We start from the raw sequence: 14,723 nt of genomic DNA on the forward strand, positions 1-14,723 counted from the left end.
AAGATTCGGCGAAATCGTATGCATGCCTGAGACATGCACATAACTTGGCGCTCAAGCCGACTCGCTACGTCGGCGCTTTGCGCAGCCTTCGCTCGCGGTTTAGCTCGGCGTTAGCGATATGAGGAATATTCGATGAAGCCACGAGTCTTGGCAGTTATGCTGTTTATATTCCTTAATGGTTGTGCATTTCATTCAGAGCCAAAAGACAATCAGGAATTTTATAAAATATCTCAACTGTCAGAATTAGCAGGAGTTTACAAAAACAAGGGGGACCCGTCAGGTTACCTTTCGGCAATTATTTGGGGCTATACCAAGCTAAATATAAATCCTGAAGTTAGTCATGTAGACATTGAGTTTATAGAGGTCTTATCAACAGAGAATTCACTCATTGTAAAAGCAATTAAAAACGGATGCGCGATTTATGAGAAGCCATACATTCTCGGACGTGATTTTAATATTAGTGGCGGAAAAATTATTATACATAGAGATGCGTTTCTTCTATCAAGAGGGGCGGGTGATGTGTTAGCGGGCCCAAGCTATGAACAAATTACATTGGGTCTTGATACGGGAAAGCATGGTAAATATAGAAGATCAGATTATGCGGCAGGTCTCGTTTTTCTGTTATTGCCAATAGCATTCTCAGAAACCAACGATACTCGATTCGAGAGAGTGAATGACAGCCCCCAAGGATTTAAGGCTTGTAACCGCTAACACTTGTTTGTGCCGACGCCGGAGACAGCGCACCGTTTCCTGGTAGTTCTGTGGCGGCGTGGCACAACAACACGTAGTAAATATATAGTACTGTCAAAATAGACTCGACAGAATACTTCTAACCTTAATCAATAATCCCTCGCAGTTTCTCCTGCTGGTAAGCAGAATCTTTTTTGTCCTTGTGCCTTCGGAGCGGATTTCCTACCATGGCGTCACCATGCTGACCATCGCCGATGCGGCGCCCGATTTCAGCCTGCCCGGAGTGCATCAGGGCAAGACCAGGAATTATTCCCTGCGCGAGGCCCGCGGCCATTGGCTGGTGCTGTTTTTCTATCCCGCGGATTTCACCTTCGTCTGTCCCACCGAGGTCACGGGCTTCAGCAAGCTAGCCGGCGACTTCAGCAAGGAACGGGCGATGATTTACGGCGTCAGCGTCGATCCCGTCGAAAGCCACCGCTCCTGGGCCGAGGAGCTGGGCGGCATTGCCTATCCGCTGCTGAGCGACACGGACAAGAACGTGAGCCGCGTCTATCAGGTCCTGCATCCCAGGGAAGGCGTCGCGATCCGCGCGACTTACGTCATCGATCCCGAGGGGATCATCCAGTACAGCGCCGCCAGCAACATGAACGTCGGCCGCAGCGTCGAGGAGTCGTTGCGCGTCCTGCGGGCGCTGTGCACGGGCAAGCTGTGCCCGGCCGACTGGAAGCCCGGCGAGCCCACGGGTGAGCTGCATCTCAAGTACTAGTCCCGTGCTGCCAACGGAAGCAAAACGCAAGCAGATCGAAGCCAAGGGACGCATCCGCGAATTCGTTTTCGGCATCCAGGATGGCCTGATCAGCACCGTGGGCTTGCTCGCCGGGATGCAGGCGGCCGGATCGAGCCGGTTCGTGATCCTCATGGCGGGCACCGCCGCGGTATGTTCCGGCGCGTTTTCCATGTCGGCCGGCGCCTATCTTTCGTCCAAAGCCGAGAAGGAAATCTTCGATCACGAACTGGAGAAGGAAGCAAAGTTCATCGAGCAGGAACCTTACATGGCGCAGGAAGGATTGCTGGATGCTTTGCACCGCGAAGGCCTGGCGCGCGAAGCCTGTTACCGCATCGTCAAGCTGCTGCACGAACAGAAGTCCGTGTTTGTCGCCACCTTTCAGGAAAAGGTGCTGGGCTTGGGCAGCGCCGACGTCAACAATCCGGTCAAGGGCGCGCTGGTCATGGCGCTTTCTTTCATTGTCGGGGGCGTGCTGCCGCTCGCCCCTTTTGCCTTTATACCGCTGCAGTGGGCCTTGGTGACCGCCGTACTGTTTACCGGCGCGGCACTCTTCGCCGTGGGCATGTTCAAGGGCAAACTCTCCGGCCAGTCGCTGGGACGCTCGGGACTGGAATTTCTCTCCATTGCGCTGATCGCCACCGGTCTGGGCTATGCCGTCGGTTTCTTGCTCGAGCGATTTGCCGGCACCCCTTTGCCGGTCGTCGGCTGAAACTCTCTATCCGTTTTTCGCGGGTCCGGCCGAGATCAGGCGATCGACGATCAGGCCGTGGAAATAGTCGTCGCCCGACTGAAAGCGCCAGCCGAGATGCGTGCGGCAATGGGCGCAGAACGCGATGCGCCAGGCATAGCCCTGGAACCAGGTGTACTCCGTGGTCGCCTCGCCACTGGGCGCGCAACCGGCGGCTTCGCGAAAGCAGCCGATGTGATAGGCGATCCCTTGGGGATTGGTGAAGCGGTGTTCGTGACCGCCCTGCACGACGATGCGCTCGTCCTGATGCGTGACGGGGTGACGACAGGCGGCGCAGAACAGGCGTTTTTCTTTCTTTGGCCTGGCATCCGGCTTTGCCTTGGCTTTCTCCTTGCCGTTCTTCTCGGTAACGGGATCAAATAAGAGCAGGGCGGGGACGAGCGCGACGGCCATGGCTGCCGCTCTCAGGAAAACAGCGTCAGCACCCCGGTGAAGCCGTACAGCCGGTTGTGCGAGATCTCGCCGTTCGCGAAAAAGCCCACGAGCGGAATGTCGCCCAGCTCCTGGCGGATGGTTTTCAGCTCCACGGAGTCCTCGCCGAACATGTGCGCGCCGCGGCCCAGGCAGGAATAATACACGCCGCCCTTGGGCGGACGGCCGAGCCGGTGCTTGATCTCGCGCAGCATGCGCACCAGGTCCTCGAAGGCGGTGCGGATATCGCGCTTGCAGAACATGATGGTATCGCCGGCGTTCAGGTATTCGCCGACCGCCAGCAGCTTGTTCTCCGGATCCATGCCCACGAGGTTGCGCACGATGTAATCGCCGGTGTCCGATCCCTTGATGGGGAAACCCGCGAAGATGTAGCCCGCGGCGCGGGACGGATCACGCGCGAGTATGTCGCCCACGTCCTCGTTGAATACATCCAGCGCCGGGCGGTCGTCGATGCGGATGGCGATGTTGTCCTGGCATTCGGTGATCTCGTGTTGCCGGCCGAGCGGAGTACAGCCTTGCGTGAGCGCGGTGGCGACCGACACCTGGCCCGAAAACAGCACGCCGGAAACGCCGCCTTCGGTCAACCCGCCGGCGATCTGGAAATTCGGCCCGCGCGAGGAAGTCAGCCCGCCCACCAGAAAGCCGTCGTGGATCGCCTCGGCGAGTTCCGCGATGAAGCCAGGCGTTTTCGGGTTGCGCGGGTCGCCATGCACGACGGCAAAGCGCGCATCCGTCTGCTCGCACCAGGTACGGCTGTCGGCGAATTCCGCGATATCGGATTTGATCGCGGGGAAGATGCGAAACGAGTCCGGCGGAAAATCGGCGATCATGACGCTGATGGCCGGCCGGTCGTTGTATTCCTGCGCGGTGGCGCAGACCGCGACCCCGACGCTCCCCACCCAGTGCAGGATGTCCGTCTGTTCCTTGAAGAAGCCGAGGATTTCCGGCAACTGAGCGGCGAGATGATCGGTGACGTAGAGGAAGCCCAGATTCGCTTCAACCGGAATGCTGCCGAGCTGGGCCAGGCAGAGATTCGCGGCCTGCTGCCAGTCCGGGGCGGTTCCATGCGCGACGCGAAACATGTCCATATTAAATCCCTTGAACATCGGTGGGCTTGAGCCACGAAGTAGCGATACTATAGACAATTGACGGGGGTTAGGAACCCGTCTCTCCCAAGTCATGAAATAACAAGGTGAATTTATGTCCCAACTCGCGCCCAAACGCTCGCGCAAGGCCGGCCTCCCGCCCGGCACACCGGTGCATCTCGGTGAACGCAAGAGCGAAACCACGCGCCTGACGTTGCTGCACTACAACGAGCAGCGCGCCGTCGAACAAGAATGTAAGACCGTGCAGGAGTGCCTCGCGCTGCGCGACAGTCCGGGCGTGAGCTGGATCAACATCACCGGTCTGCACGAGGTGGAGACGCTGGCGCAGTTCGGCGCTGCATTTAACCTGCATCCGCTGGTGATCGAGGACATCCCCAACACCGACCAGCGCCCGAAGCTCGAGGATTACGGCGAATACCTGTACATCGTGATCAAAAGGCTGAGCAACGACACGACCACGAACGAAATATCGACGGAACAGATCAGCCTGATCCTGGGACACAATCTGGTCATTTCGTTTCTGGAGAGCGACAACGGCATCTTCAATGCCACCAAGGAACGCATCCTCGGCAAGCGCGGACGCATATGCAATCTCGGCGCCGATTACCTCGCCTATGCGCTCATGGATACCGTGGTGGACAATTATTTCGCCATCTTTGAAAGACTCGGCGAACGGATCGAGGTGTTGCAGGAGACCATCATTTCCCGGCCGATACCGGCGTCGTTGCAGACGCTGCACGCGCTCAAGCGCGAGCTGCTGTTCCTGCGAAAATCCGTCTGGCCGCTGCGCGAGGTGGTGAGCGGAATGCAGCGCGGCGAGTCGACGTTGATCCACAAGGACACTTGGTTCTATCTACGCGACGTGTACGATCACACCATTCACGTCATCGACACCATCGAGACCTACCGCGACATGCTGGCCAGCATGATGGATATTTATCTTTCGAGCCTGAGCATCCGGCTGAATGAAGTCATGAAGGTGTTGACGATCATCGCCACGATCTTCTTGCCGCTGACGTTCATCGTCGGGATATACGGCATGAATTTTCATCACATGCCGGAGCTGGGCTGGCGCTGGGGTTATCCGCTGGTGTTACTGGTGATGGCGGGGATCGCCGCCGGCATGCTGGTGTTTTTCCGGCGCCGGAAGTGGATCTAGAAATGCCGGGCTTCTCAGCGCAGATGGTGGATATCGAGTGCGCAGGTAAAGGGGGTGGGTTTGTCGAGCGTGAGCGACAGCGCGTACGCGGCCGCCGGCTGCATGTTGACGGTGACCATTTCCACGTTGGCGATGCGGCAGGTGGCGCTGAGTTTCGTTAGCCAGGCGTAGTACACCTCATCGATCAGGCGGACGTTCTTCAGGTCATAGACCAGGCGCCGCGCCTCGTTATTCTGGAGAAACTCGAGCACCGGCGCGACCAGGGCGCCCGGGTCGCTGGGATCGAGCCCCTCGCCGGGTTCCAGCAGCACGTTGCCGTCCCCGATGGGGGTGAGATGGATGCCTTCAGCCATGCCGTCTTGCTCCTGCAATCATTCCGCGGCCTGTTCCGATCACGATAGTCCTGCGTAGGTTACTTGCCGGGTTGCGTTACTTCAATGTGCAACTGGCGGAACGCCTCTTTCAGGCCCTCGGACAGCTTGGAACGCGTGGTCACCGAGCTCAGGTCTATGTTTAGACTGGTCAGGGCACGCGCGATCTCCGGCCGGATGCCGGTCAGGATGGCGGTGGCGCCCATGAGGCCGGTGGCGCGGATCATCTGGATCAGGTGATGCGAGACCTGGGAATCGATCGCCATCACGCCGGTGACGTCGATGAGCACCACGCGCGCGCGGTCCGATTCGATGCGCTGCAGGAGTTTCTCCATCACGATCATGGTGCGCGACGAGTCGAGCGAGCCGATGATGGGCAGCGTCAACACGCCGTCCCAGATCTCGGTGATCGGCGTGGAGGTCTGCCGCAGTTCTTCCTGCTGCGCCAGGATGGTCTTTTCCTTGCCTTCCAGGTAGATGTGGAACACATCGAGGATGATGTCGTTGAAGATCATGCCGAGCAGCATCAAAATCTCGCGCGTCTTCTCGAAGCTGACCGTCTTGTTTTCCTCGAGATTCTCCAGGAATACCCGTTGCAGGAAGTGGACGTAGCGCACGAATTCGTCCATGTCGCCGCCGCGCACCTGGATCTGCTGCGAGAAGTTGGCGAAGAACTGCCGCAGCGCCTTGTATTCCGCCCCGCGCCGGTCCACTTTCTCGCCGGCGTGCAGCAGCATCGTCAGCAGTTCGAGAAATTCGAGGCTGTAGTCGTTGATCTCGTTGTTCGAGAGCAGGTTCTTGTGACCGAAGATGCTCTGCCCTTCCTTCTCGATGATGGCGGAGATCTTGCCCACGTTCTGCATGAGCTGTTCGATCAGGATCTGATTGGTGGATTTTTCCTGGGGTGTTTCCTTGGCCATGACTATTTCCTCATACTTGGGTTTAAACGGATGGTGAATACGGACCGGTCGTCGTTATGTCGGCCCATGACTTGACCCAACACCAGGGCGATCATTTGCGGGTGCAATCGCCATAATTCCGGGAAGGTGCGCAGGGTGATGCTGCGCCGCAGGCCGTCGGAAGCGGTAAAGAGCAGGGCCTGGGGCGGAAACGACAGGGTGGTTGTCTCCGGCGTGCGATGGGCATGGCCCAGCACGCCGGGGGAAAACAAAATCGCTTTTTTGTCGCCGCTGGCGATGAGATAGGCGACCATGTCGCCGACCCCGCAGATTCTGAAAGTCTGTGTGACGGCGTCAATCTCGCACACCATGCCGACCGCGCCGCGCGTGCCCTCGAGCCGCCGGCTCAAGCGCTCCATCAAACCGTCCACGGGAGTTTCATCATCGAGAAAATACCCGATGCCCTCGACGACCTCGGCCGCCTCGCGTCCGTGGCCGAGCCCGTCCATGTGCAGCCAGCGGGTTTTGTTCGGGCTGCAGCGGACCTGAATCAGGTCACCGTTGAAGGCGCTGTCCTGATAGGCGCGCGTGTAGCCGCCGATCTGGTGCGGCAGCGTGTCATCGTTATTGTCCTGATAGAAACGCGACCACACGGCCGTGCCATGCCAGGGACAATCCCCGATGTTTTCCATCGGAAGACTGTAGATTTCGCTCTCGGAGGAGAGGCGGCGGATGGCGCCCAGCCCCTTGCCCATGGTGCCAGCCGTGGTAAAACCGTCCTGCACGGCAACCATGATATTCAGGATGCCCTTGCCGTAGTCGAACGCGAACAAATCGAGTGCCGGCCGGGGATAAGCGGTCTCCCATATCTGCACCAGCCCGTTACCTTCGGCGAATTTGTTCTGGTTCGTCACCATTTCGTTACACACCAGCTCCATATGTTCACGTTTCAAATCGTTGAAGCCCATACGGCGCGAAACCGCACGCAGCTTCGACCGCAACAGCACGACACCGCTATCCCCCTTCGCTCCCTGCTCGATCAGCAATTTCATGATTTCCCATACCGGGTGGATACTATTTTTCAGACCGCCTTGATTCGGACCTCGCTGACCTCGTCGGCGACAAACTGACCGCGTCCACGGTGCTTGGCTTCATACAGCATCGAATCCGCGCGCCCGATCAGGCCCTCGATGCTGTCAGCTTTCTGCATCTGGCTTATGCCGATACTGACCTTGTTTTCCATCTGGCTGAGTACCTTGCCCGCCACGCGTTTGGCAATCGATACGTCCGAGTACAGAATGATGGCGAATTCATCGCCGCCAATGCGGCAGGTGTGATCCACGTGTTCGCGCACCGAGGTGCGCAGCGCATTGGCTACGCGCTTCAGGTACTCGTCGCCGTACTGGTGTCCGTGGGTGTCATTGATGGTCTTGAAGAAGTCGACGTCGAGCAGCAAGAGACAGAGCGGCTCGCCTTGACGTTTGCAGCGCAGGAAAGCCTCGCGCAGGTGCGAGTCGTAACCGCTGCGGTTGCACAGTCCTGTCATGCCGTCGGTTTGGGCGGCGAGGATGGATTTGTTCAGCTCGTTCTTCTTCAGCTCCAGCAGCGTTTCGAGTTCCTCCATCTCCTGACGGGCGCGTTTCTTGGCGTCTTCGAGATCGGCGATGATCTGTTCGTTGCGGCGCTTGAGCAGCGTACTGTCGGCGGATTCACTGGCGTTCTTGAGCTGGGTGGCGAGCGCCGTGACCTTGCCGGCCTCCGGCGGCTGTGAGAGTGTCGTCAGCGGTTCGTGCTGGTTCTCCCAGGCGAGGTACAAGGACAGATCGTCCAGCAGGAGGCTGGTCTCGACGGGCGTACGGGCACGCGCGCAGTCCTCGCGTACGCGGCGCAGCAATCCCTCGAGCCGGTTCGCGGCGGAGAAAACGTTACCGCCGAGCGCTTCCACGGCGTCCATCGCAAACCGCGCGAGGCGCTGCCGGTCGGGCTCGACGATGATGGTTAATGTCAGCAGTGTCTGCATCTTTCCGTCTGATGCTGTGCTTATCCGGTCGTCTACGGCACAAAAAGGCATAATTGGCTGATTCTCTGTGAGTTTAGTGCATAGGCCGTGCCAGCCCTGAGAAGACAGGTGCGCACGGCCCCAGGCCGGAATTCCGGCCTAAATCAGCCATTTTTCAGAGGCAGGGAAGGGGGAAACATGGTCCGTGCCTGAAGGGACGGACAGAGGGAATTCAACCCCACCAAGGGGCTGTTGGGGTGTTAGCGCCGGCCGTCGAGGAGGGAGCCCAGCACGCCTCGAATGAGGCTACGGCCGATCTGGCTACCGATGGAGCGGGCGGTGTTTTTGACCATGGTCTCGGCGGCGCCTTCACGGTGGTCACCGCGTGGACCGGTGATGCCGCCGAGCAAGCCCCCGAGCAGTCCGCCCAGGCTGTCCGACGGTGGGCGGTGCCCACCCTACATATATTTTGAGATAGGTTCTAGTTTAAAACCGCCGCGCTTTGCGCGGCGTTCATCGCGACGCCGGTCAGGATCGGGGCGTGCATGTCCGCCAGCACGGCCTCGAGCGCTTCCAGGCAGTACATGACGTTTTTCATGTTGGCGCCATAACCCATGAGGCCGATGCGCACGATCTTGCCGGCGAGGCTGCCCATGCCCGCGCCGATTTCAAGGTTGTATTCATTGAGCAGACGGCTGCGCAACACGGCCTCGTCCACGCCCTCCGGGACCACGATGGCGTTCAACTGCGGCAGGCGCGCGGATTCATGAACGAGTAAGGAGAGCCCCATGGCCTCGATGCCCGAGCGCAAGGCGAGATGCTGATGCCGATGCCGCGCCCAGGAATTTTCCAGGCCCTCCTCTTGCAGCATCGCCAGTGCCTCATGCAGGCCGTATAAAAGATTGATCGGCGCGGTGTGGTGATAGACGCGCTTGCCCGAGCCCCAGTATCCCATCACCAGGTTGAGGTCGAAGAACCAGCTTTGCACCTTGGTCTTGCGCTTCTTGATCTTTTCCACCGCGCGGTTGCTGAAGGTGACCGGCGACAGCCCCGGCACGCACGAAAGGCATTTCTGCGAGCAGGAGTAGACCGCATCGAGGCCCCATTCATCCACCTTCAGCGGCGAGCCGCCGAGCGAGGTCACGGCATCCACGATGGTCAGGCAGTCATGATGATGGGCGATCTCCGTCAGCTTCCTGGCGTCCGATTGCACGCCGGTGGAAGTCTCGGCCTGCACGAAGGCGACGATCCTGGCGTCGCGATGGGCCCTGAGCGCGTCCTCCAGCTTGTTCGGGTCCACCGGCGTGCCCCAGCTGTCTTCCACCATGACCGGCACACCTCGTGCGCGCTCGATGTTCTCCTTCATGCGCTCGCCGAAGACGCCGTTCATGCACACGACGACCTTTTCGCCCGGTTCGATGAGATTGACGAAGCAGGCTTCCATGCCGGCCGAGGCGGGCGCGGAGATGGGAATGGTCAGCGCGTTGCTGGTCTGGAAGGCGTACTGCAGCAGCGCCTTGATTTCCTCCATCATGGCGATAAACGCGGGATCGAGGTGCCCGATGGTCGGGCGCGCCATGGCCGTGAGCACGCGCGGGTGCACGTCCGAGGGTCCCGGTCCCATCAAGGTACGGACCGGTGGATTGAAGGAGGTATAGCTCAAGCGCGACCTCTATTTATTCTTCATTCATTATCCGGAAACCGCGCAGTGTAACAGTAGCCCGGCTCGCTGTGCTCACTCGTTTCGTCGGATTATAATGGCAAATCCCTGCGGCAACTGTTCTAGGCGGACTTGGCCAGGTAACCCAAGCGCGCTGAAATATCCGCGCCGGCTTTTTTGATGATGGGAATCCAGGCCTCGCGGCGACGGTCACGCGGGGCCGAGATCGAAAGCCCCGCGACCATCTTGCCATGCGGGTCGTGCAGGGGCACGCCGACGCAGGCGACTCCCTGTTCCGCTTCTTCATTGTCAAGGGCGTATCCGAGTTTGTGGGCGTTTTCAATTTGCGCCCAGAGTTTTGTCACTTGAGTGAAGGTATTAGGGGTATAACGCGGCAGACCGGTGCGGCGCGCGTATTCGCGGCACGCCTTTTCGCCATCCTCGGAGAGGAACAGCTTGCCCACGGCGGTGACATGCAGCGGCGCACGACTGCCGATCACCTGTTCCACGCGCATCATGCGGTTGGGAATGGCGCGCTCCACGTACACCACTTCATCGCCTTCGCGCACCGTGAGGTTCACGGACTCGCCCACCTGTGAGCGCAGCCACTCCATGATCGGTTTGGCCTCGCGCAGCAGATCCACTTTTCCGTGCACGCGACTGCCGAAGTGCAGCAGCTTCACGCCCAGCGTGTACTGGCCGTTGGCCGTGCGCTCGACGAGCCCGTGCCCCGTGAGCGCCTTGAGGATGCGGAAGGCGGTGGAGGGGTGCAGATGTGTTTCGGCCGACAGGAACTTGAGGCTGGACGGTTCCGGGCGCGCCGCGATGGCATCGAGCAGCGTCGTCACCCGGTCAATCACCTGAATCGAAGATGCGGCGGTTTTGAGCATTTTGCGTATAGTGAAAACGATTATGTATTGTGAAATATCCTATCCTGCGTTAGCCTTTCGTGCAAGCGTATACCTTGTCACCGGCATACCTAAACAGGATTCCTGCTGGATTTCTCATTGGGTAATACATCAAGACGAGCGAGCGCAGCGAGCAGGGCTGCTTTAACGAATCACAGTTCCGCGCTGTGAAATATCGAGGGAATAAAAAATGGCAAAAATGACCGCAACCGAAGCGGCGATTCGCGTCATGGAAAGCGAAGGCATCGAGCTGGCGTTCGGCATCCCCGGGGCGGCGATCTTGCCGCTGTATCAGGCGATGAATGGGAGCAAGATCAAGCACGTGCTGGTTCGCCACGAAGAAGGCGGAACCCACGCGGCCGAAGGCTATACGCGCGCCGCGAGCGGCCGCATCGGCGTCTGCATCGGCACCTCCGGCCCGGCCGGCACCAACATGATCACCGGCCTGTACTCGGCGATGGCCGACAGCATTCCGATTCTGTGCATTACCGGCCAGGCACCACGCGCCAAATTGCATAAAGAAGATTTCCAGGCGGTCGACATTGCCGCGATTGCCAAGCCGGTCACCAAGTGGGCGATTACCGTCATGGAAGCCGCCCAGGTGCCGCGCGCGTTCCGGTATGCGTTTCAATTGATGCGCTCGGGCCGTCCCGGCCCGGTCTTGATCGATTTGCCGATCGATGTCCAGAAAGAAATCATCGAGTTCGATCCCGACTCCGATTTCCCGCTCGAAGTGTTCAAGCCGCGCCCAAATCGGAAACAAATCGACAAGGCGCTCGACATGATGATGGCGGCACAGCGGCCGTTGATCTTCGCCGGCGGCGGCGTGATCAGCGCGGAGGCGTCCGAACTGCTCGTTGAACTGGCCGAGTTGACCCAAACGCCCGTCATTCCCACGCTGATGGGCTGGGGCAGCATTCCCGACGATCATCCGCTGAATGCCGGCATGATGGGACTGCAGACCCAGCATCGTTACGGCAATGCGAATTTCCTGCGCAGCGATTTCGTCCTCGGGATCGGCAATCGCTGGGCCAATCGCCAGACCGGCAGCCTCGATGTTTTCACCAAAGGGCGCAAATTCGTTCATGTCGACATCGAGCCGATGCAAATCGGCCGCGTCTTTTGCCCGGATATTGGCATTGTGGCCGACGCCAAATACGCGCTCGAGGAGTTCGTCGCGGCGGCGCGTGCGCGCAAACAGGCCGGCAAGATTGTCAACCGCAAGCCATGGATCGCCGAAGTTCAGGAGCGGAAATTCACGATGCAACGCCGCACCGATTTCGACAATGTGCCGATAAAACCGCAACGCGTATTCCAGGAAATCAATAACGTGTTCGGCGACGATACGCGCTTCGTCACCGCCATCGGCTTGTACCAGATCGCCTCGGGCCAGTTCCAGAAAATCAACAAGCCACGAAACTATATCGTCTGCGGCCAGGCCGGCCCGCTCGGTTGGGAAATATCGGCGTGCATCGGCGCTAAACTGGCCGACCCGAGCAAGGAGGTCGTCGGTGTCGTCGGCGATTTTTCATTCCAGTTTTTGATCGAGGAACTCGCGGTCGCCGCCCAGCATCATGTGCCGTTCGTGATGATTCTCATCAATAACGCGTATCTGGGACTGATCCGCCAGGCCGAAGTCGGTTATAAAATGGATTATGAAGTCCAATTGAGCTTTAACAATATCAATTGTCCCGAGATTGGCGAATATGGCGTCGATCACGTCAAGGCCGTGGAAGCGATGGGGTGTCTTGCCACGCGCATCTTCGATCCGAAACAGATGGCGGCTGCCTTTCAGGCGGCGCGTCGCTTGAGCGCGGAGAAACGCGTTCCGGTCGTGGTCGAAGTGATCACCGAACGCGTCACCAACATTTCCATGGGTCCGGAGATCGACAAGATTACCGAGTTCGAAGAAATTCTCGATCGCAAACCAGAGAAAAAAACGCAGGCGGCCTGATCGCGATTGCCGCCTGTTAACCACGTCGCGGCGCGGTTTGCCGCGATTTGCGTACAATTCCATTTAAGGAACGACGATGCCCAAGTTTGCCGCCAACCTGACCATGTTGTTCAATGAGGTCGATTTTCTGGACCGGTTCAACGCCGCCGCCAAGGCCGGATTCCGCGGCGTCGAATACCTGTTTCCTTACGCCTACGATAAAACCCAGCTGGCGGAAAAGCTCAAGATGCTGAAACTAACCCAGGTCCTGCATAACCTGCCCGCGGGCGATTGGGCCGCCGGTGACCGTGGCAACGCGTGTCAGCCCGCGCGCGTCGGCGAATTCCAGGACGGCGTCGGCAAGGCCATCGACTATGCCACTGCGCTCGGGTGCAAGCAGATCAATTGCCTGGCCGGGATCGCGCCCGCGGGCGCCGCGCCGGATGCGCTGCGCAAGACGTTTGTCGCCAATCTGCGTTTTGCCGCCGACAAGCTCAAAGCCGCCGGCATCAAGCTCCTGATTGAGCCCATCAATACCTTCGACATTCCGGGCTTCTATCTGTCCCGCACCACCCAGGCGCTGGAGATTATGAACGAAGTGGGGTCGGATAACCTGTTTCTGCAATACGACGTCTATCACATGCAACGCATGGAGGGCGAGCTGGCGGCGAGTCTGAAGAAAAATATTTCCCGTATCCACCACATCCAGATCGCGGACAATCCGGGGCGCAACGAGCCCGGCACCGGAGAAATCAATTATCCATTCCTGTTCAAGCATATCGATCAGATCGGTTACGATGGTTGGATCGGCTGCGAATACAAGCCGGCCACCGCCACGGTCGCGGGTCTCGGTTGGGCCGCCGCTTATCTGTCGCATTAATCTTTCAGGAGAACAATCATGAAAGTGGGATTTATCGGTCTCGGTATCATGGGTCGCCCGATGGCCCACAATCTAATGAAGGGCGGCCACAGTCTGTATCTCTTCAGCCGTTCGGGCGTTCCCCAAGACTTGGTCGGCGAGAAGGGCATCGCCTGTCAATCTCCGAAAGATGTCGCGAAAAATGCCGAGATCATCATCACCATGGTGCCGGACACCCCGCACGTCGAAGCCGCCCTGTTCGGCAAGGACGGCGTGGCCGAGGGCCTCTCCGCGGGCCAGATCGTGGTGGACATGAGTTCGATTTCCCCGATCGAGACCAAGAAGTTCGCTGCCCAGATCAATAAATTGGGATGTGAATATGTCGACGCCCCGGTGTCGGGCGGCGAAGTGGGCGCGAAGAACGCCGCGCTGACCATCATGGTGGGCGGAACGGAAGCGACGTTCGCCAAGGTGAAGCCGATATTCGAATTGATGGGCAAGAACATCACGCTGGTGGGCGGCAACGGCGACGGTCAGACCTGCAAGGTGGCCAACCAGATCATCGTGGCGCTGACCATCGAAGCGGTGGGCGAGGCGTTGTTGTTTGCTTCCAAGGCCGGCGCCGATCCGGCCAAGGTGCGCCAGGCCCTGATGGGCGGTTTTGCTTCGTCGAAAATTCTGGAAGTGCATGGCGAGCGCATGATCAAGCGCACCTTCAATCCCGGATTCCGCATCGAATTGCATCAGAAGGATTTGAATCTGGCGTTGTCCGGCGCACGCGCGCTCCAGATCAGTTTGCCGAACACGGCCACCTGCCAGGAGTTGTTCAATGCCTGCGCCGCGCAGGGCGGCAGTGCCTGGGACCACTCGGCCATGGTGCGCGCGCTCGAAATGCTGGCCAAGCATGAAATTAATCAAAAGTAATGAACCACAACCAGATAGGTAGCCCTGATTAAGTCATTCCGTTCTCCCTGAGCTTGTCAAAGAGTGAACGGCAAACACTGCCATTACAGGGTCATCATGCATTCGTGGTTCGACAAGCTCGCCACGAACGGACATATTCACCCGGTGTCGAAAGCTGATAGAGCAGCCTCCCCGATTTCATCCAACGTGTAATTTAGGGTATCGTTGCGGCTGCATTCGCATCCGGCATGCCGACGTCACACGCGCAC

The 14,723-nt window shown here is 59.0% G+C and carries 16 protein-coding genes; 7 read left to right on the forward strand and 9 right to left on the reverse strand.

The features are described from left to right. Positions 1 to 132 precede the first annotated feature (132 nt). The 3 genes from ACC569_RS06600 to ACC569_RS06610 all read left to right on the forward strand — a co-directional run bounded on the left by ACC569_RS06600 (position 133) and on the right by ACC569_RS06610 (position 2,186). Positions 133 to 711, forward strand: a complete 579-nt coding sequence (locus ACC569_RS06600; RefSeq protein ID WP_372522708.1) for a hypothetical protein — start codon at positions 133 to 135, stop codon at positions 709 to 711. A 217-nt stretch (positions 712 to 928) separates the two neighbouring features. Next, positions 929 to 1,456 (forward strand): peroxiredoxin, encoded by a 528-nt coding sequence (locus ACC569_RS06605; RefSeq protein WP_372522709.1) that lies wholly within the window; start codon positions 929 to 931, stop codon positions 1,454 to 1,456. Positions 1,457 to 1,460: 4 nt separating this feature from the next. Further along, a complete protein-coding gene (locus ACC569_RS06610) occupies positions 1,461 to 2,186 on the forward strand; it encodes a VIT1/CCC1 transporter family protein (protein ID WP_372522710.1) in 726 nt (241 codons plus the stop codon). Between the two features lie 6 nt (positions 2,187 to 2,192). Here ACC569_RS06610 and ACC569_RS06615 read toward each other — a convergent pair whose 3' ends face one another. Together ACC569_RS06615 and ACC569_RS06620 are read right to left on the reverse strand one after the other, a co-directional pair. Further along, positions 2,193 to 2,618 carry a cereblon family protein gene (locus ACC569_RS06615; protein ID WP_372522711.1) on the reverse strand — a complete coding sequence of 142 codons (426 nt, stop codon included), beginning with the start codon at positions 2,616 to 2,618 and terminating at the stop codon, positions 2,193 to 2,195. 11 nt (positions 2,619 to 2,629) lie between these two features. Then, positions 2,630 to 3,745: an FIST C-terminal domain-containing protein gene (locus ACC569_RS06620; RefSeq protein WP_372522712.1), complete on the reverse strand. Its 1,116-nt coding sequence runs from the start codon at positions 3,743 to 3,745 to the stop codon at positions 2,630 to 2,632. 112 nt (positions 3,746 to 3,857) lie between these two features. Here ACC569_RS06620 and corA point away from each other — a divergent pair, with 112 nt between their 5' ends. Continuing rightward, positions 3,858 to 4,922, forward strand: coding sequence for a magnesium/cobalt transporter CorA (gene corA / locus ACC569_RS06625; RefSeq protein WP_372522713.1), 1,065 nt, complete (start codon positions 3,858 to 3,860; stop codon positions 4,920 to 4,922). A 14-nt stretch (positions 4,923 to 4,936) separates the two neighbouring features. On the opposite strand, the gene ACC569_RS06630 is transcribed toward corA, so the two are convergent. The 7 genes from ACC569_RS06630 to ACC569_RS06660 form a co-directional block, all read right to left on the reverse strand. Continuing rightward, complete coding sequence (locus ACC569_RS06630) at positions 4,937 to 5,275, reverse strand: hypothetical protein (protein ID WP_372522714.1); 339 nt, start codon at positions 5,273 to 5,275, stop codon at positions 4,937 to 4,939. A gap of 59 nt (positions 5,276 to 5,334) precedes the next feature. Beyond that, positions 5,335 to 6,213, reverse strand: coding sequence for an STAS domain-containing protein (locus ACC569_RS06635; protein WP_372522715.1), 879 nt, complete (start codon positions 6,211 to 6,213; stop codon positions 5,335 to 5,337). 2 nt (positions 6,214 to 6,215) lie between these two features. Beyond that, positions 6,216 to 7,244 carry a SpoIIE family protein phosphatase gene (locus tag ACC569_RS06640; protein ID WP_372522716.1) on the reverse strand — a complete coding sequence of 343 codons (1,029 nt, stop codon included), beginning with the start codon at positions 7,242 to 7,244 and terminating at the stop codon, positions 6,216 to 6,218. A gap of 29 nt (positions 7,245 to 7,273) precedes the next feature. Next, positions 7,274 to 8,212 carry a diguanylate cyclase gene (locus tag ACC569_RS06645; RefSeq protein ID WP_372522717.1) on the reverse strand — a complete coding sequence of 313 codons (939 nt, stop codon included), beginning with the start codon at positions 8,210 to 8,212 and terminating at the stop codon, positions 7,274 to 7,276. Between the two features lie 239 nt (positions 8,213 to 8,451). After that, positions 8,452 to 8,601, reverse strand: a complete 150-nt coding sequence (locus ACC569_RS06650) for a helicase HerA-like domain-containing protein (RefSeq protein ID WP_372522718.1) — start codon at positions 8,599 to 8,601, stop codon at positions 8,452 to 8,454. A gap of 71 nt (positions 8,602 to 8,672) precedes the next feature. Beyond that, positions 8,673 to 9,854: an alanine--glyoxylate aminotransferase family protein gene (locus ACC569_RS06655; protein WP_372522719.1), complete on the reverse strand. Its 1,182-nt coding sequence runs from the start codon at positions 9,852 to 9,854 to the stop codon at positions 8,673 to 8,675. A gap of 119 nt (positions 9,855 to 9,973) precedes the next feature. After that, positions 9,974 to 10,741: an IclR family transcriptional regulator gene (locus tag ACC569_RS06660; protein ID WP_372522720.1), complete on the reverse strand. Its 768-nt coding sequence runs from the start codon at positions 10,739 to 10,741 to the stop codon at positions 9,974 to 9,976. A gap of 208 nt (positions 10,742 to 10,949) precedes the next feature. On the opposite strand from ACC569_RS06660, the gene gcl reads away from it, so the two are divergent. The 3 genes from gcl to glxR all read left to right on the forward strand — a co-directional run bounded on the left by gcl (position 10,950) and on the right by glxR (position 14,475). Next, positions 10,950 to 12,713, forward strand: coding sequence for a glyoxylate carboligase (gcl, locus tag ACC569_RS06665; RefSeq protein WP_372522721.1), 1,764 nt, complete (start codon positions 10,950 to 10,952; stop codon positions 12,711 to 12,713). Positions 12,714 to 12,789: 76 nt separating this feature from the next. Further along, entirely contained in the window at positions 12,790 to 13,572 is a 783-nt protein-coding gene (gene hyi / locus ACC569_RS06670; RefSeq protein WP_372522722.1) for a hydroxypyruvate isomerase, read from the forward strand. An 18-nt stretch (positions 13,573 to 13,590) separates the two neighbouring features. Continuing rightward, the gene (gene glxR / locus ACC569_RS06675; protein ID WP_372522723.1) at positions 13,591 to 14,475 is read left to right on the forward strand and encodes a 2-hydroxy-3-oxopropionate reductase; all 885 of its coding nucleotides are present in this window, start codon (positions 13,591 to 13,593) and stop codon (positions 14,473 to 14,475) included. Positions 14,476 to 14,723 lie beyond the last annotated feature (248 nt).

Source organism: Sulfuricaulis sp., from assembly GCF_041499725.1.
Taxonomy (GTDB): Bacteria; Pseudomonadota; Gammaproteobacteria; order Acidiferrobacterales; family Sulfurifustaceae; genus Sulfuricaulis.

What these genes read in the sequence shown, in the direction of transcription:
- ACC569_RS06600 (WP_372522708.1), top strand. Translation starts at nt 133, where the DNA reads ATGAAGCCACGAGTCTTGGCAGTTATGCTGTTTATATTCCTTAATGGT.
- ACC569_RS06605 (WP_372522709.1), top strand. Translation starts at nt 929, where the DNA reads ATGCTGACCATCGCCGATGCGGCGCCCGATTTCAGCCTGCCCGGAGTG.
- ACC569_RS06615 (WP_372522711.1), bottom strand. Translation starts at nt 2,618, where the DNA reads ATGGCCGTCGCGCTCGTCCCCGCCCTGCTCTTATTTGATCCCGTTACC.
- ACC569_RS06620 (WP_372522712.1), bottom strand. Translation starts at nt 3,745, where the DNA reads ATGGACATGTTTCGCGTCGCGCATGGAACCGCCCCGGACTGGCAGCAG.
- corA (WP_372522713.1), top strand. Translation starts at nt 3,858, where the DNA reads ATGTCCCAACTCGCGCCCAAACGCTCGCGCAAGGCCGGCCTCCCGCCC.
- ACC569_RS06630 (WP_372522714.1), bottom strand. Translation starts at nt 5,275, where the DNA reads ATGGCTGAAGGCATCCATCTCACCCCCATCGGGGACGGCAACGTGCTG.
- ACC569_RS06635 (WP_372522715.1), bottom strand. Translation starts at nt 6,213, where the DNA reads ATGGCCAAGGAAACACCCCAGGAAAAATCCACCAATCAGATCCTGATC.
- ACC569_RS06640 (WP_372522716.1), bottom strand. Translation starts at nt 7,244, where the DNA reads ATGAAATTGCTGATCGAGCAGGGAGCGAAGGGGGATAGCGGTGTCGTG.
- ACC569_RS06645 (WP_372522717.1), bottom strand. Translation starts at nt 8,212, where the DNA reads ATGCAGACACTGCTGACATTAACCATCATCGTCGAGCCCGACCGGCAG.
- ACC569_RS06660 (WP_372522720.1), bottom strand. Translation starts at nt 10,741, where the DNA reads ATGCTCAAAACCGCCGCATCTTCGATTCAGGTGATTGACCGGGTGACG.
- gcl (WP_372522721.1), top strand. Translation starts at nt 10,950, where the DNA reads ATGGCAAAAATGACCGCAACCGAAGCGGCGATTCGCGTCATGGAAAGC.
- hyi (WP_372522722.1), top strand. Translation starts at nt 12,790, where the DNA reads ATGCCCAAGTTTGCCGCCAACCTGACCATGTTGTTCAATGAGGTCGAT.
- glxR (WP_372522723.1), top strand. Translation starts at nt 13,591, where the DNA reads ATGAAAGTGGGATTTATCGGTCTCGGTATCATGGGTCGCCCGATGGCC.